Origin of the sequence: Sphingopyxis sp. UBA6723, assembly GCF_002454115.1 — a bacterium.
Classification (GTDB): Bacteria; Pseudomonadota; Alphaproteobacteria; order Sphingomonadales; family Sphingomonadaceae; genus Sphingopyxis.
On the sequence record NZ_DKIH01000011.1, the window covers coordinates 133,359 to 157,853 of the forward strand.

18 protein-coding genes and 1 tRNA gene are annotated in these 24,495 nt (G+C 63.0%); 9 read left to right on the top strand and 10 right to left on the bottom strand.

Features of this window, described 5'->3' with window-relative positions; all coding sequences use genetic code 11:
- Positions 1-70: 70 nt before the first annotated feature.
- On the bottom strand, positions 71-2,797 hold the full coding sequence (locus B4F07_RS11650; protein WP_293703983.1) for a TonB-dependent receptor domain-containing protein: 2,727 nt from the start codon (positions 2,795-2,797) through the stop codon (positions 71-73).
- Between the two features lie 80 nt (positions 2,798-2,877).
- Positions 2,878-4,443, bottom strand: coding sequence for a hypothetical protein (locus B4F07_RS11655; RefSeq protein ID WP_293703985.1), 1,566 nt, complete (start codon positions 4,441-4,443; stop codon positions 2,878-2,880).
- A 320-nt stretch (positions 4,444-4,763) separates the two neighbouring features.
- Here B4F07_RS11655 and B4F07_RS11660 point away from each other — a divergent pair.
- Positions 4,764-4,850, top strand: a tRNA-Leu gene (locus tag B4F07_RS11660).
- A gap of 50 nt (positions 4,851-4,900) precedes the next feature.
- Here the strand turns inward: B4F07_RS11660 and B4F07_RS11665 are convergent.
- Positions 4,901-6,535 carry a sulfatase-like hydrolase/transferase gene (locus B4F07_RS11665; protein ID WP_293703987.1) on the bottom strand — a complete coding sequence of 545 codons (1,635 nt, stop codon included), beginning with the start codon at positions 6,533-6,535 and terminating at the stop codon, positions 4,901-4,903.
- Positions 6,536-6,657: 122 nt separating this feature from the next.
- Here B4F07_RS11665 and B4F07_RS11670 point away from each other — a divergent pair, with 122 nt between their 5' ends.
- Together B4F07_RS11670 and B4F07_RS11675 are read left to right on the top strand one after the other, a co-directional pair.
- The gene (locus B4F07_RS11670; protein WP_293703989.1) at positions 6,658-7,275 is read left to right on the top strand and encodes a TetR/AcrR family transcriptional regulator; all 618 of its coding nucleotides are present in this window, start codon (positions 6,658-6,660) and stop codon (positions 7,273-7,275) included.
- Positions 7,272-8,213: a formylglycine-generating enzyme family protein gene (locus tag B4F07_RS11675; protein ID WP_293703991.1), complete on the top strand. Its 942-nt coding sequence runs from the start codon at positions 7,272-7,274 to the stop codon at positions 8,211-8,213. Before B4F07_RS11670 ends, B4F07_RS11675 begins: the two co-directional genes overlap by 4 nt.
- Here the strand turns inward: B4F07_RS11675 and B4F07_RS11680 are convergent.
- The 3 genes from B4F07_RS11680 to B4F07_RS11690 all read right to left on the bottom strand — a co-directional run bounded on the left by B4F07_RS11680 (position 8,133) and on the right by B4F07_RS11690 (position 11,636).
- Positions 8,133-9,989, bottom strand: a complete 1,857-nt coding sequence (locus B4F07_RS11680) for an arylsulfatase (protein WP_293703993.1) — start codon at positions 9,987-9,989, stop codon at positions 8,133-8,135. The genes B4F07_RS11675 and B4F07_RS11680 overlap by 81 nt on opposite strands.
- An 85-nt stretch (positions 9,990-10,074) precedes the next feature.
- Positions 10,075-10,863, bottom strand: a complete 789-nt coding sequence (locus tag B4F07_RS11685) for an enoyl-CoA hydratase/isomerase family protein (protein ID WP_293703995.1) — start codon at positions 10,861-10,863, stop codon at positions 10,075-10,077.
- The gene (locus B4F07_RS11690; protein ID WP_293703997.1) at positions 10,860-11,636 is read right to left on the bottom strand and encodes an SDR family NAD(P)-dependent oxidoreductase; all 777 of its coding nucleotides are present in this window, start codon (positions 11,634-11,636) and stop codon (positions 10,860-10,862) included. The genes B4F07_RS11685 and B4F07_RS11690 overlap by 4 nt, the downstream gene beginning before the upstream one ends.
- Positions 11,637-12,826: 1,190 nt before the next feature.
- Here B4F07_RS11690 and tnpA point away from each other — a divergent pair.
- The 5 genes from tnpA (at position 12,827) to B4F07_RS11715 (ending at position 16,977) form a co-directional block, all read left to right on the top strand.
- On the top strand, positions 12,827-13,183 hold the full coding sequence (gene tnpA / locus B4F07_RS11695) for an IS66-like element accessory protein TnpA (protein ID WP_241940518.1): 357 nt from the start codon (positions 12,827-12,829) through the stop codon (positions 13,181-13,183).
- Positions 13,180-13,527: an IS66 family insertion sequence element accessory protein TnpB gene (gene tnpB, locus B4F07_RS11700; protein WP_241940517.1), complete on the top strand. Its 348-nt coding sequence runs from the start codon at positions 13,180-13,182 to the stop codon at positions 13,525-13,527. Before tnpA ends, tnpB begins: the two co-directional genes overlap by 4 nt.
- A 53-nt stretch (positions 13,528-13,580) precedes the next feature.
- On the top strand, positions 13,581-15,122 hold the full coding sequence (gene tnpC / locus B4F07_RS11705; RefSeq protein WP_293704006.1) for an IS66 family transposase: 1,542 nt from the start codon (positions 13,581-13,583) through the stop codon (positions 15,120-15,122).
- Positions 15,119-15,727 carry a plasmid pRiA4b ORF-3 family protein gene (locus B4F07_RS11710; RefSeq protein WP_241940515.1) on the top strand — a complete coding sequence of 203 codons (609 nt, stop codon included), beginning with the start codon at positions 15,119-15,121 and terminating at the stop codon, positions 15,725-15,727. The genes tnpC and B4F07_RS11710 overlap by 4 nt, the downstream gene beginning before the upstream one ends.
- A 464-nt stretch (positions 15,728-16,191) precedes the next feature.
- Positions 16,192-16,977 (top strand): SAM-dependent methyltransferase, encoded by a 786-nt coding sequence (locus B4F07_RS11715; protein ID WP_293704008.1) that lies wholly within the window; start codon positions 16,192-16,194, stop codon positions 16,975-16,977.
- A 168-nt stretch (positions 16,978-17,145) separates the two neighbouring features.
- Here the strand turns inward: B4F07_RS11715 and B4F07_RS11720 are convergent, their stop codons facing one another.
- The 3 genes from B4F07_RS11720 to B4F07_RS11730 form a co-directional block, all read right to left on the bottom strand.
- The gene (locus tag B4F07_RS11720) at positions 17,146-17,418 is read right to left on the bottom strand and encodes a hypothetical protein (protein WP_293704010.1); all 273 of its coding nucleotides are present in this window, start codon (positions 17,416-17,418) and stop codon (positions 17,146-17,148) included.
- Positions 17,419-17,579: 161 nt separating this feature from the next.
- The gene (locus tag B4F07_RS11725) at positions 17,580-18,224 is read right to left on the bottom strand and encodes a MobA/MobL family protein (RefSeq protein ID WP_293704012.1); all 645 of its coding nucleotides are present in this window, start codon (positions 18,222-18,224) and stop codon (positions 17,580-17,582) included.
- Between the two features lie 281 nt (positions 18,225-18,505).
- Positions 18,506-19,270 (bottom strand): hypothetical protein, encoded by a 765-nt coding sequence (locus B4F07_RS11730; protein ID WP_293704014.1) that lies wholly within the window; start codon positions 19,268-19,270, stop codon positions 18,506-18,508.
- Between the two features lie 532 nt (positions 19,271-19,802).
- Here B4F07_RS11730 and B4F07_RS11735 point away from each other — a divergent pair.
- A complete protein-coding gene (locus B4F07_RS11735; RefSeq protein WP_293704015.1) occupies positions 19,803-20,846 on the top strand; it encodes a hypothetical protein in 1,044 nt (347 codons plus the stop codon).
- A gap of 122 nt (positions 20,847-20,968) precedes the next feature.
- On the opposite strand, the gene B4F07_RS11740 is transcribed toward B4F07_RS11735, so the two are convergent.
- On the bottom strand, positions 20,969-24,373 hold the full coding sequence (locus B4F07_RS11740; RefSeq protein ID WP_293704017.1) for a hypothetical protein: 3,405 nt from the start codon (positions 24,371-24,373) through the stop codon (positions 20,969-20,971).
- Between the last annotated feature and the right edge of the window lie 122 nt (positions 24,374-24,495).

Sequence of the window (24,495 nt, forward strand, 5' to 3'; positions counted from 1 at the left end):
TTGCCCCTCCACCACCCGCTAAGCGGGCGGTCCCCCTCCCCACCGCTTCGCGGCAGGGAGGATTACGCAATCAAAACTTCAGCGACGCGCTCAGCGAGAAGGTGCGGCCGAGCTTGTAACGGTTGAGGAAGATGCGGTTGTCGCCGCTTTCCTGCACTTCCTGATATTTGCGCCCAGTCAGGTTACGCGCCTCGAACTTCAGCTCGATTTCCTTGTTGAGCAGGTTAACCCCCTGCCGCGCGACGAAATCGACCGAGATGCCGGGTTTTTCGCGGATGTCGGGCTGGCCCGACGGACCGCGGCTGGTGACGCGCGGGCTGGCGTAGGTGACGAGAATCGTCTGCTGCGACAATTTGTCCTGATCTTCGAGTCCGATCTGGAAATTGATCAGATGGTCCGACTGGCCGGTCAGCGGCGCGCCGTCGAAGAAGAAGTTGCTCGCGTCCTGCGTTACGCCATTAATGACCGTGGTATCACCGGCGCTGACCTGGATTTCCGACTTGGTGAAGGTGTAGTTGCCAATCAGCACCAGACGACGGCTGGCCCAAAATGCACCGTCCGACATCGTGTCGAGCGGGACATATTTCTGCACCTCGAACTCGGCGCCGTAAAGTAGTGCCTTCGGCGCATTGGCGAAGCTGGTGTTGGCGACCGAGTCGGTACTGAGCGAGGTATAAGCCTCGATCGGATTCTCGATCTTTTTGAAGAAGCCCGCCGCGGTCAGTCGCTGATCCTTGGCGAAATACCATTCGTAGCGCAGCTCGGCGTTCCAAAGCTCGCTGTCGGTAAGCGACGGGTTGCCGCGGAACTGACGGTTCGATTCGGGATCCTGATAGATTTGCGCGATCAGCTCGCGGAACTGCGGACGGGCGATCGTGTTCGATGCGTTCATGCGGACCTGCATGTCGGGCGCGACTTCCCACGTCAGCGTGACAGCGGGCAGCCAATAATCGTTCTTGAGGTTGGTCGCGGCGATCGCACTGCCGCCCGATCCGAACAGGTCGATCGGAACCACGGTCTGCTTGCCGTCCTCGTACCGCACACCGACGTTGACGTTCATCCCCGACACGATCTCGGCCTGCAACTGGGCGTAGCCGGCGTGGGTGGTCAGCCCGGCGTCAAAGGCCGCAGTGCCGTCCTGCGCCGAGGTTTCCAGCAAGGTGATATCGTAAAGCTGGATCGTCGCGTCGGAGAGCAGATAGTCGGGGCGCAACTGCGTCACCGCGACGGGAAGGCCCGGCGCGCGGAACTGGAAGGCGCGGCGCACGGCGGTACGGCTGGTGTCGGTGTAAGCGTAGCCGACCGTCGCGGTAATCTGCGGCGCCAGCTCATAGGAGAGGTCGACACCGCCCGACCACAGATTCTCGTTCAGATCCGAAAAGGCGATCGTCGCGTCGCCGCGGTTGCCGCCCAGATCGTTGACGAACTTGTCGCCGGTCGGATCCTGCGTCGTCGGCAGGTTGGTGCGGACATAGGTGAAGCCGCGCTCATAGGGCGCCTCGCGCTGCGAATTGGCATAGGCACCGCGCAGGTCGAGCTTCAGCGCGTCGAACTGGAATTCGCCCACCAGCTGGGTGTTGATCAGCTGGCGTTCGTACCAGGCCGTGTCCTGCTTCAGTATGTCGCGGCCGACCTGGTTCGCGTCGGTGCCAAGGCCCAGGCGCGACTGTTTCAGCGTGTCGCGAATATAGAGACTGGTCCAGCGCAGCTTGTGTTCGCCCAGCTCCAGCCCAAAGCCGATCAGGCCGTTCACGACAATGCGGTTGTCCGTGATCACGCGATTGTAATTGGTCTGCGGATCGCCCGCCAGATCGAGGTTGAGCGAGGTCTGCTGCAGCGTGTCGCGGGTGCGCCATTTGTTGCTGATCCCCGCGGTCGCGATGATCCCCAGCTCGCCATTGGCAAACGGGATGGTGGTGCCGCCGGTGATCCCCGCCGACCAGTTGACCGGGATATGGTTGTTCTGTTGCAGCAGCGTCGTTTCGGCGTTGACCAGCTCCATCTGGATCGCTTCCAGATCGTCCTGGCTGTAATCGGCGCCCTGCAGGATCGGCTTGCCGCTGGCGAAAGCCGCTTTCAGCAGCGGCGGTATGTCGCGGGTGCCGTCGTCGAAACCGGTCCAGTCGGTGTCGCTGCCATAATAGGTATAGCCGAGCTCGTTCGTCGTCTCGCTGTCCCAGCCGATGCCGCCGCTGAAGGTCAGAAACGGTTCGCGCGGGGTCGATTTGGTCGTGAGGTTGATCACGCCGCCGCCGAATTCGCCGGGAAAGTTCGCCGAATAGCTTTTCTGGACCAGCGTCGAATCGATGACGTTCGAGGGGAAGATATCGAGCGGAACGACACGCTTCAGCGGTTCAGGGCTGGGCAGCGGCGAACCGTTGAGCAGCGCGAGCGAATAACGATCGCCGAGGCCGCGGACATAGACGAAGCCGCCGCCGACGACCGACAGGCCGGTGACGCGCTGCAGCGACCCCGAGATGTCGCCCTCGCCAGTGCGCGCGATGTCGGCCGAGGAAAGGACCGAAACCACCTCGGGGGTGGCGCGGACGATGTTAGGGGTGAAGCGGCCGGTAACGACGATTTCCTGGTCGGCGCCGCCGGGGATCGAAATATCGCCATCTTCGTCCTGCGCCGCGGCGTCGTCGGCGACCGGGTCTTCACCGGCGGGCGCTTCGGTCGTCACGGGCGGGGTGTCGGATGCGGGCGCGCCGCCGCTGACATCCTGGGCGAGCGCCGCGGGCGCTACCAGCGCCGAGCTGAGGAGGAGCAGGCTGGCAAAGATCGGCCGCTTGGTCATGTGGAAAGTCCCCAAATTATGCAGGACGGGAGCGGGCCAGCCCGTCAGGCGTGCCCGCTCCCCAATTGGATCGCGAGCGATCAGGTCGTCGGGATGGCGCTGCAGCTACCGCTGGCGGTGCCAAAGTTTGCCGTCGACGAATTGCACGTCCAACCCTGGTACCAGGTGTCGTTGGCGTCGCGGACGGCGCCGACATAGGCGGTGGTGTCGAAGAACGCGTTGAGCGTCTTGGCATCGAAGGCGGGACGCGCGGTTTCGGTGGCGCCGTTGACGAACAGGTTGGTCAGCGTCGGCGTGTAGGCGACGGTGTTGTTCGTGCCGCCGTTGAAAATCGCCTCGACCTGCGCGTCGGTGACACCGCTGGTGCCGCGGAAGGGCGTGCTGTTGCACTGCATCGAGACCGAGAAGAAGCGCGGCGGGCCGGCTTCGTCCGGGCCGGTCGTCTGCACCGTCGTTGCGCTGTTGAAACCGATACAACGGAAGCCAGGCGCCACGATCAGGCCGTTGGCAAAGGTATAGTCGGCACCGCCGCGAACCAGGATCGAAACGCCGTTGCCCGCCGCATTGTTGCGGTGGATATAGGTGAAGTTCGACAGGTTCACATTCTGACGCGGCGTGGTGTCTTCATTGCCGTTCGAGTCGATTTCCATCATCGAGTCGCCGACGGCACCGCCTTCGCGCTGCACGCCGATGACATATTGGATGTTGCCCTTGTATCCAACGTCGGTGTCGATGCCGTCATCTTCGGCGCCGGTGACGACCAGATGCTTCATGTTCACGCGGCCGCCGAACACTTCGATGCCATCGTCCGAGCTGTTGTGGATCTGGACATGGTCGATCTGCGTTCCGGTGCCCACGCCCGAGGGGGTCAGGCCCTGCAATTCGCTTGCCGCCGACAGGATGAAGCCCGAATAGCGGATCTGGACATAAGACAGGCGACCCGAATTGTCGGCGACCTGCGCGCCGCCGTAAAGCGCGTTCGACGTGCCTTCGGTGTCGCGTTCGCACGCTGCGGTGCCGGGCGTCGCGCCGGGCGCGAGACAGTCGGTGATCGGCGCGCGGCCGAGGAGGACGATACCGCCCCACAGCTGCGACGTCTGGTCATTCGCCGAGCCGACGACGTTGCCGCGGCCGGTAAAGATGATCGGCTGGGTCGGGGTGCCGACGGCATCGATGCGGTTGCCGCGGTTGACCGCCAGGAACGACACGCCCGTCGCGCCGAACACGGTGACACCCGGATCGATCGTGAGGGTGACGACATTGTTGGTGCTCGTCGCGCCCTGGTCGGTGCCGACATCGACGCGGCCGGGCAGCGAGTAGAGCACGCCGGGAACCTTCGGGATCGCGGTCGTCGCGGTGAAGCGGGTCGGGAAACCGCAGTTACGCCATTCGCCGCCGGGACCGCTGATCGTGCCGAGGTTCGACAGCTGGTCGGGACCGGCGATCGTCGGGCAGTTGGCGGCAGGGGTGACGGTCGCAGGCGGGGTCGGGGTCGGCGTGGGGGTCGGCGTCGGCGTCGGGGTCGGCGCAGGAATGACGATCACGCCTTCGCCCGGCGAAGCAACCCCGTCGGCACCGCAAGCGGCCAGAATAGAACAAGCCACGCCGCTGAGCATGACCATACGAACGCGTGCGAAAGCCGCCATGAAAATCTCCGTTCCCGGTGTGCGCCCCCAGATCGGTCGAGCGGCGCCCCTGATGAAAAATCACCGGTGAACGATGTTTCGCCCCCGGTGACGACGCCACTAGGGTGATTCGATGACGGTCTGACGCCAGAGCCGTGACAGATGCGTGACTCTTTTGAGTCCGATCAGTGACACGCCGGGCGAAGCGCAGATGGCAAGCGGCGCCGCGCCTTCGCACCTGCAAAAAATAATTGCGGCGAAGCTCGCTTGCATCGCCCGGGAACCTTTGCTAGGCGCCCGCTCCTACCCGGAGCCGGACCCGTTCGGCCCCATCATGATGTGCGGTCGTGGCGGAACTGGTAGACGCGCAACGTTGAGGTCGTTGTGGCCGAAAGGCCGTGGAAGTTCGAGTCTTCTCGACCGCACCATTCATCTAAATTGCTGGGTACCGAACAAGCGCCGCAAGGCCTTGGCGCGCTCAGTTGCTCCAATAGATATAATCCTGCCCGCCCTGCCACGGCGTATTGAGCGGCACGTCGATTCGCACCGGGCCTTCGATCAGGCCCGGCCAGATCGGTTTGGCCATGTTCTTGTTCTGCGCCTCGATCATCGCGCGTAGCACCGCGACGCGCTGCGGATCGCTGGCGGCGAGATCATTTTGTTCGGTCGGGTCGGTCGCGAGATTATAGAGCCGTGCCTTTTCAGGCCTTTTGGTCACCTGCAATTTCCAGTCGCCCGCACGCACCGCGCGGTAATCGCCCGAGCGCCAGAACATCGCCGATCGGTTGGCCGGACCAGCGAGGATATTCTCGCTGTCGATCACACGGTCCCGCGGCACCGCTGCCCCAGCAGCCGCCGCAATCGTCGAGAAGATGTCGAGATGGCCGGTGACGTCAGCGCGCTGCGTCCCGGGGGCGATGCCGCCCGGCCAGCGCATGAAAAGGGGCGTGCGGATGCCGCCTTCGAAGAAGGTCGCCTTCCAGCCGCGGAACGGCGCGTTCAGTCGCTCGATCCCGTTGTACCAGGCGCCGCCATTGTCGCTGGTGAAGATGACCAGCGTGTTGTCGTCGATCCCCTGCTTTTTCAGCTTGGCCATCACGTCGCCGATGCGGCGGTCCATCTGCGCGATCATCGCGCCATAGACGCGTGTCTTGTGATCCTTGATCTGCGGCAGCCGGTCATAGTCCGCCTTGGTCGCCTGCAACGGCGTGTGCGGCGCATTGAACGCGAGGTACAGGAAGAATGGCCGGTTGCGGTTCGCCTCGATCGCCTTGATCGCTTCCTCGGCGAAATAGTCGGTCATATGGCCGCGCGGATGGAATCGCTGGCTGCCGTTAAAGGTCACCGCATGGCGCAAATTGGCCCAGATGAAACGGTCGATCGGATCCCATGGCAACTTCGCATTGACGACCCCCGGATCGTCTTCGCGCATGAACATCGCGCCGCCCGCCAGGATGGCGAGGCTCTCGTCGAACCCCTGCGCATGCGGCCGCAACGCGGGCGCTTCGCCCAGATGCCATTTACCGATGTGCAGCGTGTGATAGCCCGCCGCCTTGACCGCCTCGGCAATCGTTACCTCGCTCGCGGGGACGCCCATGTCGGGATAATCGGGGATGTCGGGGGTGATCCTATCCTTGTGGAAGATCGCCCGCAGCGGCCCGACACCCTCGCCATGCGCCAGATTTTCGGCAAACTGGACCGGGACGGCGGTAAATTCAAAGCCGAAGCGGGTCGGATACCGCCCCGTCATCATCGCGGCGCGCGATGGCGAGCAGGTGGCGTTGGCGGCATAGGCGGTGGTGAAATTCACCCCCTCGCGCGCCAGCGCATCGATGTTTGGCGTCTTGACGATCCCGCCCCCAACGCCGCCGCCGTTCAGGCTGATGTCGTTATAGCCAAGGTCGTCGGCGACGATCAGGATGATGTTAGGCGGGCGTTGTCCTTCGGGCGCTGTCGCCGGTCCCTGCCGCCAAGCCACCGCACGGTTCGGCTGCACCGGATCGTTCCAGTCCTGAAGGATGCCGGGCAGGCGATATTTATTCGCCTCGAACGCCCAATAACCGCCCACTCCCAGCGCGGCGACGGCGCCCAATGCGATCCATCTCTTCTTCATGACCATCCCCACCCTTGCGGCCGATATTATGGCACTATATGTGTCACTATATTGCCGATTGTGCAAGATCGTACACAACGCAGCGATTGACCCCGGCGCCAAGCTAGGCCAGCGGAGAAGCCATGACCAAGGCGGCGAGCAAACCCGAAGCCGAACCAGCGCGCGTCGATGGCCGACGTGAACGCGGCCGGTCGAGCCACAAGCGCATCGTCGAGGCGATGATGGAGCTGATCGTCGGCGGCGACCTGGCGCCGAGCGCCGCCCGCGTCGCCGAGGAGGCCGGGATCGGCCTGCGCACCGTATTTCGCCATTTCGACGACATGGACGCGCTATACGCCGAAATCACCGCGACGATCACCGAGCGGGTCATGCCGATCGCGGTCGCGCCCTACCCCGATCAGGATTGGCGCGCCAATGTCCGCGATATGGTGCGGCGCCGTGTGCGCGTGTTCGAGATCATGCTGCCCTTTCGCCTCGCCGCCAACATCAAACGGTACCAGTCGCCGTTCCTGATGGGGCAATATAGCCAGGTGGTGATGCTGGAGCGCGAGTTGCTGCTGCGCCTGCTTCCCGGACCGGTGCTGACCGATCGGATCAATGTCGAGGCGCTGTGCGCGGCGCTGTCGTTCCAGAACTGGAGGGCGCTGCGTCACGATCAGGGGTTGCCGACCGAGGAAGCCGGGACGGTGACGATGCACATCGTCGATGCGTTGCTCGCGACGATAGGCGAGCCCGCTTGAGATACCGCGGCGCGGCGCTGGTCTCGCTCGCGTTGATCGGCGCACTGGTGGGGTGCGGCAAGGCGACCGAGGCGCCGATCGCCGAGGCCGCGGCACCGGCCTGCCCCGCGATGCCGGCGCAGGATTATGCATGGATCCCCGGCGCGACCTTCGCGATGGGCGGCGACGCGCAGCTGCCCGAGGAAGGTCCGGCGCGCGAGGTGCGCGTCGACGGTTTCTGGATCGCGACGCACGAGGTGACCAACGCCGAATTTGCTGCCTTCGTCAAAGCGACCGGGTACAAGACCCTCGCCGAGCGCGACCCGCCGCCCCTGCCGGGCGCCCCGCCAGACATGCTGATCCCCGGCTCGGCGGTGTTCACCGCGCCGACCGACGGCAATCCCAACTGGTGGCGCTGGGTCGTCGGGGCGCAGTGGCGCAATCCCGCGGGCCCCGCATCGAATATCGAGGGCCGCGCCCGCGAGCCGGTGGTCCAGATCGGCTATGATGACGCGCTCGCCTATGCGCGCTGGGCGGGCAAGGCGCTACCGAGCGAGGAGCAGTGGGAGCTGGCAGCGGCGACTGGCGGCGCCGACCGCCATGTCCCGGTCGATGCCGCGGGCAAGCCGCAGGCGAATTATTATCAGGGCGCCTTCCCCGCCCGCGACCTTGGCACCGACGGCTTCACCAGCCGCGCGCCGGTCGCCTGCTTTCCCGCCGACGACCACGGCGTCCACGACCTGATCGGCAATGTGTGGGAATGGACGACCAGCAAGGCGGGCGGCGAAAGCAATGTCATCAAGGGCGGCAGTTTCCTGTGCGCCGCCAATTATTGCGCGCGCTACCGCCCCGCGGCGCGCCAGTTTCAGGAACGCAGCCTAGGCACCGACCATATCGGTTTTCGCCTGATCGATCCGGCGCGCCCGGCGCCGACGGCGCCAGACCCAGACCAAAGCTGACAGCAGCAGCACGAAGCCGCCGACCCACAGGCCCAGCTGGATCAGCCGTTTGCGGCCCTGTTGTTCGAACGCATAACGGTTGATCTGTTCGTCGGCGGTGTAGCCCGCGGGCATGTCGAGCACGCCGTTCGCCTTGGCATAGGCGCGGTAATCGGCCAGCATCGCCGCGAAGCGGTCGGGCATCGCGGCGGCCAGGTCGCGCGTTTCGCCGGGATCAGCCTTGATGTCGTACAGGCGCCATTGGCCATCGCCGGTGGGCGCCAAGTTGCGGACCAGCTTGTAATCGCCGCGGAACAGCGCGGCATTGCCCGACAGTTCATATCCTAGCGGCGCGTCGCCGTGCACGCTACCGGCCTTGCCGGTCAGCACCGGCACCAGACTGCGCCCGGTCACCGGCTCGACCGCCTTGCCCTGCCACGCGCCGCCATGGCCGGGGACGCCCGCCAGATCGGTCAGCGTCGGCACGATGTCGGTCACATGCGCGAGGCCGTCACTGATGCCGCCCGCCTGCAGCTTCGCATTGCCCGGCCAGGCGATAATCAGCGGGACGCGCAACCCGCCCTCGGTCGCACTGAACTTATAGCCCGACAGCGGCGAGGCGGCGGCGCTCGCCCAGCCGGGGCCGATCGCGCTGAAACTGCCGCGGCGGCCGATATTGGCGGTGGACAGATCATATTGCATGCCAAGGAACAGCCGGTTGCGCAGGCTGCCGAACGGGTTGGTCGGCTCTGCGCCATTGTCCGACAGGAAGACGAAGATCGTGTTCTCATAGTCGCCGGCCGCTTTCAGATGCGCGACCAGCCGCCCGACCTCGCGGTCCATCGCGGTCGCCATCCCGGCATAAGCCTGCATCACGCGCACCGCGGCGGCACGTTCGTCGGCGTCGAGCTTGGTCCAGTCGGGGGTGGTCGGCATCGTGACGATCGGCACGCCCGCGGGGACGATCCCCAGCGCCGCGGCGCGCTTCGCCCGCGCGGCGCGCAGCGCGGTCCAGCCGTCCTTGTACAGCGCGGCATAGCGCGCGATGTCGCTATCGGGCGCCTGCACCGGGATATGGTTGGCGAGAAAGTTGATCGAGGCGAGGAAGGGTTTGCCGCTTTGACGGCCCTCCTCGATGTAATCGATCATCCGCTGAACGACGAAGGTCGACGAATAATATTCTTTGGGCAAGGTCGCGGGCTTGCCGTTTTCGGTCCACGCGGCGGTGTCGTACATGCCCTCGATCGGGCGCTGTTCGAAATTGTCGGCACCCGCATCGGCCAGGCTGAACGCCCGGTCATAGCCGCGCGCTTCGGGCAGCCGCGTCGGATCGCTGCCGAGATGCCATTTACCGGTCAGGTAGGTGCGATAGCCCGCGGCCTTCAGCAGCTGCGCGATCGTCACCACGCGGTGGTTCATCACCGTGTCGTACCCTGGCTTGCCGCGATGTTCGTCGGGGATCGTCTCGGGCATGTTGCCGAGGCCATTGCGGTGGTTCATCACCCCGGTCTGGAGCATCGCCCGCGTCGGCGAGCACGACCCCGCGACATGGAAATTGGAAAAGCGCGTCCCCGAATAAGCGAGCGCGTCGATGTTCGGGGTCGCAAACTCGGCGCCGAACGATCCGACGTCGCTGAACCCCCAATCGTCGGCGAGCAGGATGACGATGTTCGGCTGGCGCGGCGGGGCCGATTTCGGCTGCCCCAGCGCGGATGTCGCGGCGAACAGTGCGGCGCAGGCGATGATGGCAGTACGCCGGAACCGGCCCTTGCGACCCGGCACCCTGGTGGTCCTCATGCGCACTGCCATCGCCCCCTCTCCCACGGGATAGTGACACTTACTATGCCAATATATCGGGGAGTCAATATCGGGGACAGGCGACCTACCGTTCGCGATACTCGGGCGCGCGTTTTTCGAGGAAGGCGGTGAGCGCCTCGCGGTGATCTTCGGTGGCGGACAGGATGACCTGCTGGCGATCCTCGATCGCCATCGCGGCGTCGAGGCTCTGGGCGTCGATGTTGAGGTTCAGCGCCTGTTTCGACAGCCGCAGCCCGTGGGGGCTGGTCGCCAGCATCTCATCGGCGAGCGCGAGGCCGCGGTCGAGCAGCGCGTCTTCATCGACGATCTTGCTGACTAGCCCGGCGCGCAGCGCGCGCTCAGCGTCGATGAAACGCCCGGTCAGGATCATCTCAGACGCCAGACTGGCACCGACCAGCCGCGGCAGGAAATAGCTCGACGCCATGTCGCAGCCGCCAAGGCCGATGCGGATATAGGCGGCGTTGGCGCGGAAATCGGGCGTACCATAGCGCACGTCCGACGCGAGCAGCAGCGACAGCCCGCCCCCGCACGCGGCGCCATGGCCCAGAGCAATGATCGGCTGCGGACAGGCGCGCATCTTGCGATAGATATTGCCGATGCGCGTCTGGGTGCGGAGCGTCCGCAGCACCGGCGTCTCGTCGCTCGACCGATCTTCCTGAATGTCCAGCCCGGCGCAGAATCCGCGCCCCGCGCCGCGCAAGATGACGACGCGCACTTCGGGGCGGTCAGCAAGCCCGCCGAAATAGGTATTAAGGTCGTCGACCAGTCCTTCGTTCAGCGCATTGAGCCGGTCTGGCCGGTTGAGCGTCACAATCTCGACCTGCCCGCGCGCCTCGATCAGCAGCTCGCTCACAGCGTCTGACCGTCGTCGATCGTGAACACGCTGCCGGTGATCCCCGCCGCCGCATCGGAGCAGAGCAGCAGCAAGGGCGCGTGCAGGTCGCTTGGCGGACGCATGCGCTGGCGCGGAAAGCTTTTGACCATCGCCGCCCCGACGTCGCTGTCAAACAATTCAGCCGTCATTTCGGACTGGAAGTAGCCGGGCTGGATCACATTGACGCAGATCCCGCGCCGCGCCCATTCGCGCGCCAAGGCTTTGCCCAGATGGCGCACCGCGGCCTTTGTCGCGCCATAGACTGATGTCGCGGGGAAAATCTTTTCGGCGGTGATCGACCCGATCAGCACGATGCGGCCGTGCTGCTTCTCGCGAGCACCAGCCTTATCCAGACGTTTAGCGCCCTCGTTCGCAGTTAGGAAGACGCCGCGGACATTGGCGGCGAGCAGGAAATCCACCTCGTCGACCGACAGCCCCATCGCCATCTTTTCGGTCGCGACCCCGGCGTTGGCGACGATCGTATCGACGGTTCCGAACGCCGCCTCGGCGGCATCATAAGCGGCGATCGTCGAAGCTTCGTCGGTGACGTCCATGCTGACCGCGATCGCGGTGCCGCCCGCCGCCTCGATCACCGCCACCTGCTCGGCGAGCTTGTCGGCGCGGCGCGCTGCAAGCACCACCTTCGCACCCGCGCCCGCCAGCGCTTTCGCGAAACCAGCGCCCAGCCCGGACGACGCGCCGGTGACTAGCGCCACCCGCCCGGAAAGATCGAACTTCGGTTCTGCCGCCATCACGCTCCCTTTCGCTGCCCCTTCTGCCTTGGCGCTGATTGACGTTTACGTCAATCGACCGCCATTTGATCCGGGCGGTGCGAAATAGGTTGACAATGATCATTTGTTCACCTAATGTTCTCATGTCGACACCAAACCTCATCCCCCGTTGCAGTCACCAAGGGTGACGGACGGGGGATAAAGGTCTCTCCGCTTGCTCAGTCGGTTTTTGGCGACACTTTGCGATCGCCCACCGGCATGTTGCCGTGAATTGGATAGCGGATGGCGAGGCGCGTGGGTGAAGGTTAGGAATGTTGACGGTAGTGCGCTGCTTTATAGATCTGCGAAATTGACCTAGCGGCAATGCTCGTCAGCATTGCGACGTAAACTCCTCCTTCCCATCGTCGCCGAACTCAGCGCGTAGCATTTCCAGACCTGCCGAGGTCGACAGTTGTACATCGCAAGCGTCCGCAATGTTCCGTCGAGGCTCTGAGTGCGCAAGTAAGTGTCTGCGTTCGCTTGAGTTGCCGCGCTTTTCCTGACAAATGCCTACCTCCACGGATACGCAACTCCGCTCCATCAGCTTAACCCCAGCTCAGGAACGTCAATAGCGAACCGCATCGCCAACGAGTATTTCGCGAGCGAGTTTAGTAAAGTTCACGGCAACCGCTACAACTCAAATGATCCACCGTTTTCGGTCATCAAGACCTACGCCGACCACGTTAAGCTCGCACTCCAGTTTAAAGCCGTTGAGTTAGGTGAAGAGAAGACCGAGAAAAGTTAAAGATTGGCGCCCGTGACTGCTCACAGAGTCGGCTGCTGTTAGCGCTTCGGATAAAATAGAGGAGCACCGGCTGGCTGGGGCGGCAGGAACCTCACCTAAGGAAAAGCTGCACCTCAAAAAGCCCTGATTTCGGCCAGTCTCGCGTGGCACCAGTTGCGACTGGCTACACTCACTGGCTACAGTTAGTGGCATCACAGACCAACTGCAATAGAGCTTCGGTGCTGCGTACGAGTACGGGCCCCTGGGCTCTTCCGCAGCGCGTTGTTAAGCGATGTCACGGCGTTAATTTGTAACCGTGTCCTGAAGGCCACCTTGCGGGAAGCTGCTGCGGGGTGCTGATAGCCGCTCTTTGCGAGGAGCGGTGATGAGCGAGGATATCGGAGCGTCGGGAGCGAGTGTTCTCGTGAGTGGTCATATGAGTAATCGTATGAGCAGTCGGATCGCGGTCGTGGGCGGGCGTCGCCGTTGGTCGGTAGATCAGAAGCTGGCGATCCTGCGCGAAGCGTTCGGCCCCGACGGCTCGGTCTCGGCGACGTGCCAGCGACACGCGGTCGGCAGCGGGATGCTCTATACGTGGCGCCGACAGGCATTGGCGGGCGATCTGACGGGAGCGAAGCGCACGTCGGTGCCGTCGTTCGCCGAGGTCGAGGTGTCGGTGCCGACCGCGGCGACGGCAGGGAGTGGGCAGATCGGGATCGAGCTGCCGTCGGGCGTGCGGATCACCGTCGATGCGGCGGTCGATGCCGACGCGCTGGCCCGGGTGATGTCCGTTCTTGGCCGATGATCCCGCTGTCGCCGTCGACCCGCATCTATCTCGCTTGCGGCGCCACCGATATGCGCAAGGGGTTCGACGGCCTCGCCGTGCTGGTGCAGCAGGTTCTGGAGAAGAGTCCGCACTCGGGGGCGCTGTTCGCGTTCCGCGGCAAGCGCGGCGATCTGGTCAAGTTGCTCTGGTATGACGGCCAAGGCCTGTGCCTGTTTTCGAAGCGCATGGACCGGGGCCGGTTCGTCTGGCCCATCACCAAGGCCGGCAAGGTCAGCCTCACCGCGGCGCAGCTTTCGATGCTACTCGAAGGCATCGACTGGCGGCGTCCCGAACGCACCGCGGCGCCCTTGCTTGCAGGGTAAAAAGTGGCGGATTAGTGTGGGTTTTACTGGCTTCGCGGAGCCCGTTTTGCTAGGTGTTCCGGGTGTCGGAACCAGCCTCTTCCAGCATCGACAAAGACGCCCGGATCGCCGAGCTCGAAGCCGCTCTCGCGGCTCGCGATACGCTCATCGATACTCTCCGCCACCAGCTCGCTCAGCTTCGCCGCATGACCTTCGGCCAGTCGTCGGAGAAGCTCGCGCTGCAGATCGAGCAACTCGAGCTTGCCCTCGAGGAGCTCGAAGGCGAAGCCGAGGTCGCCGATAGCCGAACGACCGAACGGGCACCCGCCGAGCGACCCTCACCGGTGCGCGCACTGCCCCATCATCTGCCGCGCTCCGAACGGCGGATCGAGCCCGAGGCCGGCAGCTGCACCTGTCCCGATTGCGGCGGCGCGCTGCGCCCGCTTGGCGACGACAGCGACGAGCAACTCGACATTGCTCCGGTTCAGTGGCGCGTCATCCGCACCGTGCGGCCCAAGTATAGCTGCCGCGCCTGCGATAGGATCGTCCAGGCACCGGCGCCGGTGAAGGCCATAGCACGCGGCAAGGCCAGCTTCGCCACGCTCGCCCATGTCGTCGTCCACAAGTTCGATCACCATCTGCCCCTCTATCGCCAGGCAGAGATGATGGCGGCGCAGGGCATCGACATCGATCGTTCAACCCTCGCCGGCTGGGCGGGCCAGGCCGCGCATCTGCTCGATCCCATCGTCAGCCGCATCCGCGAGGAAGGACTGAAGGCCGCCAAGCTCCACACCGACGACACGCCGGTGCCGATGCTCGTGCCCGGCAAGGGCCGGACTGCGCAGGCGCGGCTCTGGGCCTATGTCGTCGATGATCGCGCATCGGGCGCCGCCACCCCGGCGCTCGCCTGGTATCGGTTCACGCCCGATCGCAGCGGCATCCATCCGCAGAGCGAGCTGGGGTCATTCACCGGCCTTCTCCAAGCCGACGGCTATGCCGGATATGACAAGCTCTACCAGGGCAACGGCATCCAGGAGGTCGCCTGCTGGGCGCACTTCCGCCGCAAGATCTTCGAGTGCCGCCAGACCAGCCCAACCCCGCTCACCACGGATCTTCTGACACGCATCTCCGGGCTTTACCGGATCGAAGAGGACGTCCGCGGCCAGCCGCCCGATGTCCGGCGCCGACACCGGCAAGAGCAAGCAAGGCCACAGATCGACGCGCTTCGCGGCGCGATCGACGACGCCCTACGCCGCCTGTCGCCCAAGTCGGCGATGGCGAAGGCGCTCGCCTATGGTCGCAAGCGCTGGGACGCGCTCACCCGCTACCTTGATGAGGGCATGGCGGAGATCGACAACAATATCGCCGAGCGCGCGATCCGATCCATCGCGATCGGGCGCAAGAACTGGCTGTTCGCCGGATCGAAGGCCGGCGGCGAACGCGCCGCCGCCATCTATTCGGTCATCGAGACGGCGAAGCTCAATGGCGTCGAGCCGCAGGCCTATATCGCCGACGTCATCGAGAAGATCGCCTCAGGCTGGCCCGCCTCCCGGTGGGACGAGCTCATGCCGTGGAACTGGACAGCGCAAAGCGCGCCCGTCAGCATGGCGGCATGACCGACCAGATCGCCCGGATTCGCATCACGCTCGAAGACATGAAGCCCGCCATCTGGCGCCGCGTCGAACTTCCCGTCACCAACAGCCTCAAGACCCTGCACCTCGCGATCCAGGCCTGCATGCTCTTCGAGAACTACCACCTGTTCCGGTTCGATATCGGCGATGCCGCCTATGGCATCCGCTTCGACGACGATGATTTCATGATCCGCACCCGCGATGCCGCCCATATGCGCATCAGCAAGCTCGTCGAGCGCGGCATAACCAGCTTCACCTACACCTATGATTTCGGGGACGACTGGCGCCATCGCATCGAGATCGAAGAGATCGCATCCGCAAATCCCGGCATCGATTACCCGCGGTTCGTCGATGGCGAACGTCGTGCTCCACCCGAAGACGTTGGTGGCACTCCGGGATTTGAGGAGTTCCTCAATGCCATGGCCAAGCCGCGCCATCCCGAACGTGCGTCCATGGTGCAATGGTATGGCGGCGTCTTCAATCCCACCGATATCAGCCCCGACGAGATCAACGCACGCATGGCGAAGCTCGCCAAGCGACGGGTGCAGGGAAAAGCCGCCTACGCCGACGCTAAATCTCGCGACAGCTAACCGATGGCGGTTTCCGGACCACGCTTACGTTAATTTGCACATCGCATGCCGCCCGCTCTCGCCCGAATGAAAAAGGTTCTCCATAGCAACCGCGCCTCGTAGGCGCCGTCCTATCTCGTCAGCAATCAGAAAAACCCCTCGTACCGCGTCTACCAAGTTAGTCCGCGAGAAAAAGGCTGCCCGCGCGGCAAATACACCTAAATCAGTGCTGCAATCTTGCCTGTCCACCGACTAAGCGCGTCAATTCAGGCAGCAGCGCTGCGATAATGCTTCCAGAAAATATGACTGGAGGCCACCCGCGGTGCGGGCGGGCACCCGTTACCTTGCGCCCAGATCTATTGAAATTCGAATAAATGAAAAAAACTTCTGAGTAGCTTGGGATGACATTGCGACGATCCTATAACTCAGGGTCGGCGAAATAATCACGTCCGACGAGATGGAATATTGTCTCCAAGGAGTGAAAAATGAAAATTTGGCCAAAGCCGCAGGATGTACTGCTCGATCAGTATTATACGTGTCAACAAGTCGCACGAAAACTGTATGGCGTATTTCAGGAGTATTTTGATCCGAACCAATATCAGCTAGTCGAGCCGAGCGCTGGCACCGGATCGTTTTTCAGACTGATGCCCCATGGGAGCCTCGCGTTTGATGTTGATCCAAAATATCCGGGTATCCGCACAGCTGATTTCCTATGCGTTGAAATCCGCAGCGAACGAGAGGTGGCTGTGATCGGCAATCCGCCGTTCGGCCGGAATGCCAGTATAGCAGTGCGCTTCTTCAACCATGCTGCGTGCCAGGCGAGTGTCATCGCACTCATACTGCCGAGATCATTTCGGAAGGCCTCCATAGAAAATCGCCTCGATCGTAACTTCCATCTAATCCACGAGGAGACTGTGCAGCGTGACGCGTTCCTATTCAGGTCCAAGCCGTACGATGTACCGGCTGTATTCCAGATCTGGGAGCGTCGCGATGACCTGCGAGAGTTGCAACATGTCGCATTTCACCATCGGGATTGGAGTTGGACGACGCCAGAACGAGCCGACTTCGCGATACAGCGCGTCGGTGCGCGAGCAGGTCGCGTGCACCGAGACCTCACGCGGAGTCCGTCTTCCCACTATTTCATTCGAGGTAATGTGGAGCCAATAATGAAACGGCTCAACTTCGCCAAGGTCGCGCTCAACGTGGCGGGCAATCCGAGCTTATCAAAGTCGGAGATCGTGTCGCTCTATCGCCAATTGACCGGGAGGTAAGCATTCACCCGAAAAGCCATCATCTGAGATCTCCGCTTCCTCGGAGACATTGGCTCCGCGACGTCACACGGTTCGAAATTAGAGAATGCCGTGTTTGGCGGGCGAGGCGAAGCTCTTGCAAATCATTCTGGTAAATTGTCGCAGTCAAAATGGGCCTAACAGCCGGTTTCAGCGGTTCAGAGGATAGAGCGAGCGAAACGTCGCCATACGCATTGTGGAGCGCATGGCGGCGCGCAACAACTTGCGATCTTCCGACGTTGCCGCCCAAGTCACTGGGACTTGGCGACCGCTAAGCGCTTCCACGATCTGAGTGTGCCTAGCTGCCGACAGCCCGTCGGCGATCCGGACGATGAGCAATGCAAACAGGCGCGGCATTTCTCGCATAACGAGGGCCGTGACATACGCGGCAATGACTACAGCAGTTGGTTCAACGATAAACATTCTATTTTCTCCTCCGATCTTCAGATCACCCTCTCCGCTCAATTTCTCTCTTCTTCTGGTCTAGAGGCCTCGCTATCCGATCCTTCTGAAGCCAGAACAGGCAATGCGATATTCATGGTGTTCGGCACCGGGCGTTACCGGTGCTCGGTGCCGACACGATCTCAGCGGGATTTTTGCGCTGTCGCTGCCATGACATATTCGGGCGGGACGATTCCGGTCCGTTCCCACCAACGCTCGGCGAGGCGCTTGCGAGAGTTGTCCGTTCTGAGCCAGTTCTGGCGAACCTTGCCGTAATCGCGGTGCTCCTGGTCATATCCTCGCAAGGTAATGAGGAAATGCACGTGCGGTGCGATTTCGGGCTGATCGTCGGTTTCCGCTTGGTGATGGATCGCCCAGTCGACGACCATGCCGCGGGCGACCAGATAATCCTCGGCAAAGCCTTCGATCAGATTCCGCCAGAAGGCGAGGTCCTCATGGCGCGGCAGACTGCCAACGCAATGCGCGATGGTCGGCTCGTCGGGCCGATACCGCGCCGCATTCTCGTCCGCTTGTGCCCACAGCGCGATTCCCCCCAGCTTGGGTCCGGCGGCGCGGGCAGGAGCACATCGGCCCGCCGCCGCAAGGTCGGAGCGCGACGCCCAGTTCGGCGTCGGACCCCATTCATCAACGCTATTCTGGCGGTTGATGTAGGCATAGCTCGCCTGCGCCGTGCGGTGCGTGCGCAAGAGTTCGGGCGTATAACGGCTTGACCGGTCCCGGATCACATAGCGGGTGTTGAACGGTCGGATGTTGTGGATGGTCGTCATTTGGTACGTCTTTCTATAAAGGAGAAAGGGACCGCATCGCTGCGGTCCCCTTGCTGAGTTTATGTGTGATGGAGGGATGGCAAGACGGCGCCGCAGTGGCTGCTGGACGTCGATTCACCGGATATTTAAAGCTGGTCGCTAGACCGTGCCCTGACGGGCATGACAGCGGCCCGTCGCATGCGAAGCGTTGTGCATATGCACGCTCGCAGGCCTCGCTGCTCGCGCGACCCGAGCAGCGAGGCCATTTTTTCATCGATAGTGAGTTTACGCGTTAGGCGCGCTCAGGCGTGGAACAGGCCGTCCTCGAAGCTGACCCATCTCGCGGTTTCGTCGCCCGCAGCAAGGCGTTGTCGATAGTCGCGATAATGATGCGCGCAAGAGTCTGCACGGCGGATTGGGCGTGAGTTCCCGATATCGGCGAGCGCGGCCTTGAGATACTCGCTGGCATCGATCCAGTCGCGCAGGGCCAGCATGATCTCGAAGAAGGGTTCCGGTCGCGCGATGCGGAACGCCTCGACATGCGCCCACAGCATCAAGCGTGCGGTCGCGACGCGCAGCGCATGGTCTTCGGCTGCCGCAGGCGCCGAGCGCGACCAGGCAAGCTCGATGTCCGCATCGCCGATCTCGGGCATCGGGATCGAGAAACGACGGCACGCTGTTCGCTCATCGAACCCATGGTCACCCATCGCGGCGGGATCGATAGCCGTCTCGCCAAAGCAGAGTTCTGCAAGAGCCGGCTCGACGAAGAAGCGCCGGCTCATCGCGTCCATCGCCAACGTCAGGCGATCGGCCGTGGACGCGATCTGGACAACCCCTGGCAACAGCGTCTTGTCGAGCAAGTGCGGCAATGGGATTTCCGACTTGCGCGCATCGGAGACGCAGATCGTGTTGATCCAGCGCTGACCATCATCTTGATCGACCATCGTCAGGACCGCCGCCGCAACCGGCCTGCGTGCCAACGCCGGATGCTCGTCTGGTATGTCGTTGACGGGAATGCACGCCAGACCGATCACCTGTAGGCATTTGGGAAGTTGATACTCGTTCACGATATTCTCCTTTCGGAGGATCAGGGATCCGAGACAGAACTCCTGCCTCTTTTCCTTTCACCCTGTTCCTCGCTTCCCGCGTCAGCGTCTCCACCGCTTGGCGGGCGCGCAGCCGCGTCCCGCTTTTCCATCCGGCGGACATCCGAGGTCGTTCTGCGGCTGGGACGCAGGGGTGATTGCCATTCTACAAGAAGCAGAGGTTCTTGACGGTCAGGCGATCAGCGTCGGCGACCGCGATCACCAGGTTCTCAACCGGCCTGTGGCTAACTGTTCGCGACCCAGTCCCGAATGCCGCGATCGCCGCAACGGCAGTCATGTCGCGCGGGACCGTCTCATCGCCCACCGGCTACACCGCACTCATTGCTCTGCCGACTAGTCTTAGCGTGGGCTATCCCACCTCCGCCCGTCAGTGGCCACGACGGTTCTTTGTTTGATGCAGCGCGCTTTGATGAAACAAAAGTCGAACCTATAATGAACATTAGGGCATCGAGATGCGCCACCCCGGCGTAGCGAGCGAACAAGGGTCTTGAGAATGCGAGCAAAAAATGACGCAGAGTCGGCAGCGATTGGCGGCTACATAATCCAACGATCAATGTGTTGGTCAGAAGATCATGAGGCCAATCTTCGGCAGGTTGAGATTGAAGCAAATAGACAGATCCGAGGCGAACTTGCAGAGGTGTTCGGCGCATTGTCCATCGCTCCCAAGCGCTATCGGGACAACACGTTCATTGGCCTCTGCCTCAGATCAAAGTCACTGCCATCATTCGGCGGTGCAGAGTTTCGGCTCGACATCGGATCGGGCGTCCCGGGCATGCCGGCTACCGCTCTGGTGAGTGATATTCGATCAACCGTCCAGCGGTTCCGCGATAACCGCGAGCAAATCAGTGGGTTTGCCAAGGAAGCCCAAGCGATTGCGGATAAGATCATGGGGTCGATATCAGATGTGCACCCTGCCCCCAGATTGATCGCGATCAGTGTTTTTCCGCGTGTAAGCCTCAAGAAGTTTGAAATGGGCATAACTTTGGAGGTCCTCGGCGACGGCCTCGGGCTTGGCCCTGAAACCATCCGCGCGCATGTGTCGAACGGTGCAAAGTTGCGACGTGGGCTCGCAGACATGCTCGCCACGCACGCGAGGCGCGCTGACCTGCTTGCGCAACATCGCGCCAATCACACGCGCGGCCTGATAGACCAGACCGCACAGAATCTGTTGTCGGTTTCCGGAATGAAATTGACTTACGCGCTGGATCAGCTGGAGCGTGCCGGCAAACTCCAGTTCCTCTTAAACGGCGGGCGCACAACCGGCAGGCTGGAGTGGAAAGAAGATATTCTCACCGGTGAAGTGTTCGAGCGCAATAACGAAGTCGATTTGCGGCAGGGTACATTCACGTTCTGGCAGCAAATGCCACAAACCATTCTTGCCGCGCTTGTCGGACGTCCACTATCTGTTATGATCGCGAAGCCCTATTTCCCACTCGATGCGATCATTATGGATTTCTCGGCATTTGGAACCGACGGGACTAGGCTCGATCTGGAAATCCCGACCACGCCCCTACCGGACCATTGCACTCATGTCTGACTGGTGAGCGCTGCGAATTTAGCTTCACGGCCAGTGAGGCCCAGTCATGCGGGGCGTTCTGCAGCGGCACCGCATGGGTAATTGTCACCTAGTCGGAAGAACGCTTACTCACGGTCAGGAGGTCAGCGTCCTCTACCGCCGGGCTCTCGGCCGGGCAGCCCGCGAGCGGACGAATGAAGGCGCTTCGACGACTTCGACCGCTTCGTCTTTTGCTTCGCTGCTCGCGGCTTGACCCCGAACGCCATGATTGCGGCAGCGGCAGCATTGTCCGCATTTGATCGCGCCGATGCCAGCGCGCGCTTCAACCGATCCGCCTCTTTCGGCGGATCAAACCGCACCGAACCGCGCTCCACCAGAAGCCACTCGTCGTCGAGGAGCGGATCGCCCATGTGCCGAAAGCGATCCGCTGCGCTCGCTCGGACGTTCGCGAGTGGCCAACGGTCTGCTTCGACCAGCCGGTCATGCAGGATATCATTGCGGGTCTCTTGCTGAACGAACCATGCAGCCTGCGTGCGGGCGCGGATGTCAGGCCGTGTCAGCCACTCTCCGCGAGGTCCGAGGGCGTCTCGAAGTGCCTTCACTGTTTCAGGCGCCTCTGCATCCGCAAGCCGCGAGAATAGAAACGGAACAGGCGCATCGCGCCACAGCGCGGCGGGGTCGGTAACCTGACGGGCGTCCATTAATTCGGCAGGCACCGGCGCGAGGTGTGTAGCAGGTCGATCAAGCAGGGATGCCCGCCGCTTCTGCTCTACCTCCCACGCCGTGGGCCGGCGTGCCGGGTCGATATCGGGCAGCTTACTGAACACCTGCGCACGCTTATCGACAATCGTCGAAAGCAGGTCCTGCCCCGCCGCGCTCCGGATGTAAGGGGTATCGAACCAGCGGCGAGGGTCGTCGCGCAGATCGATCCGTCGCGCGCCGCGCCAGTGCACGATCCGAACAGGATAGGTTTCGATCACCGATCGAAGCGCCTGAAGCTGGTCATTGGTCGGTCTGTCGGGAAATGGCCCATTGATTGAGGTGTCGGCAAGCCGCTCATACAGATCAGCAAACTGTTCCCGCCCGTTGTGATGGATGGGACGATAGTCATCACGGCGAACATCGCGCAAAGTCGTCGCCTGATTCGGCGCGACGGGAGCAGTTTCGTCGGCGGAAATATCATATTCCCGCGGCAGGTCTGCACGCGGCGAACGCCATGCGGGCACCGGCTGTGGTTCGCGGCCCGGTGTGATCTCGCCCAGCCCCACCATATCGAGTCCGCGTGCGCCCAACGATGCGACGGTCGGCAAGTGCTGGTCGAGCGCGCGAGGCGGCGACAGTGCAAATTCTTGGTCGGCCTCCCGCTGGCGGCCTGACGCGATTTCGCGGGTCGCCTGAATGCGCAGATCGCGCAATCTGATCCGCCGTCCAATCTCGGGAGTATCGCGCCAACGTCTGACCGTCGTCTGCAGCCACGCGCTTTTGTCGACGAGATTATCATCATCCAAACCTGCCGGCCCGCGCTTGATCAGCAGCGCGCTGACTTGGGCGAGTTCTTTCTGCTGGGCATCGCGGATCGCCGGGAGGCGCTTTCGATAGGGTGCGGCATTCAAATCGACGCCGTGGATCAAATCCTGAGGATCGTCGGCAGGAAGCACGACCAAGCGTCCGTCGACTTCGCTGAGAAGGAGCGGCGTCTCGGCGATGCGCTTCATCACCGCATTGGGGTCGACCAACGTTCGGGAGCTGGGCTCGCGGGACAATATTGCGTCGACAACGCGGGTCGGTTCAGGGTCCTGGACCGCAAGTCCCAGGTCTCGCTCGAGCCGTTCGCGAAGATCGGCGGCGGTGCGTTCGAGAAACTTCGCCTGCTCGCGGCGCTCGGCTATCGCGGCCTGTTCAACGACCAACTCCCGTTCGAGTTCATCGAGATAGGCTTCGGCCTCGTTACCCCGCCGGGTCCACGCGTGCGACATATAGGTATCGTGTCCGTCCTTACGCGCCTTGTCGGCATAGCCCGGAGCAAATCTCGCAACGATACGCGGATGGCTGCGCGCCATAGCGCACAGCGTTTCGATCTCGGCGGCCTCGGCGCGCAGCCGGATCGCGGTACGCTCGCGATCGCGAAGCTCGCGCGCGAGCCGCTCCAGCCGGTCGCGGTCGTCCGAAGTGCGGACTTCGCGCACGCGCGCTTCGCGTAATTCGAAAGCCGCATCGGCATCCGCGAAATCCGCATCGCGCTTCGCCACCTGCTGCGCGAGCACGCGCCCCCAGCCGATTGCTGCATTGTCGAGCGACACATCAGGCGTATCTCCGGCACGTTCGAGTACGGTGGCTTTGCCACCGACCTTACGCATGGTTTGCGCATCCAGCCCCATCTTCGCATAGGTTTCTGGCGAGAGACGATAGCCAGCATCAATCACCTCAAGTTCGATGTTGACGAGACGCGCGATCTCGCAGCGGAACGGCTTCATGAAGCTGGTCGCGATTTGCGGCACGACGTGAACGTCGAACGCCAGTGCACCGTCGTCATCGATGGTTACCGCGCGCTTGCCGACCTGGAAATGCAGGTGCCAGTTCGTCAGATTATTGAATGCGTCGGGTTCATGCCGCACGAACAGGGCGGGCACGACCCGATTTGCGTCAGCATCGCCGCTTTCGGATTTGGCGAACGATTGCACCCAGGCGTTCGCACCGACGAGAATGCGTTCGTGCGCCGCGCCGTCGAGATCGGCGGGCAGCTCCGCCTCGCCCGCGATAACCGCATAGCTGCCGCGACCTTCGCTGAGCTTCACTGGAGGATCCGCATCCGGCCAGCCGGGCAGTGCCTCCAGCCACTTCAGCGCAGCAGGCGCCTCCGGATCGATCCACGGCACACCAACCAACTGGCGCTTTTTGCCGAGCGCCTTGCCGCCATCCACCCGCCTCTGCTCGGCGGTGAGGATGCCACGCAAACCTTCCGGACAATCGTTGCGACGCGCAGCGCCCGACAGAAACTCAGGCGCGCGTTCGTATCTGATGTTGAGACGCGGCGGTCCGGCGGATTTGTTCTGGCGCCGACCGAACTCATGCGCTTCGACCGCGTCCCACTGCCTGGCTCGCTTGACCGGATCCGGATCGAGCGTCGTGATGAGGATCTGGCGATCGTCATAGCCATGGTCCTGCGTGTAGCGGTCGAACGTCGCAGCGGGCCGCTCCTCTGCCGCTATTTCCGGCTCCGCCTTCGCATCGCCTATCTTACCCGTCGCATAATCATCGAAGGCCGCCGCCGATCGCTCGCGAGTTACGTTGCGCGCCAGGTGGAAGCTGCGCTCCCCCGCCCCGCTCGTCAGCCGCGATACGTCCGGCACGCTCGGAATGCCGAACCAGGCGCGCCGGGCGGGAGCTGCTTTCCCGCGCTCCCAGCGCTGCGCGGAATCGAGGCTCGCTCGGACCTTGCCGCGCAGGAGCCCCAGGGGATCGTCGAGTTCCGTCTCCGCAAGGTCGAGCGGCAAGTCGCGGATGATCCGCTTTGTTGCGCGCCTGCGAAAAGTTCCGATCGGATCCATGATCTCCAGTCCACGTTTCCAAGGCGAGCCGTGCCCGTTCCACCAGCCCGCGGCAGGCGCCCGCTCGGGAAGTCCCGAGCGAAACCGACCTTCCTAATCCGAAGGATATCATGTTGATGTTA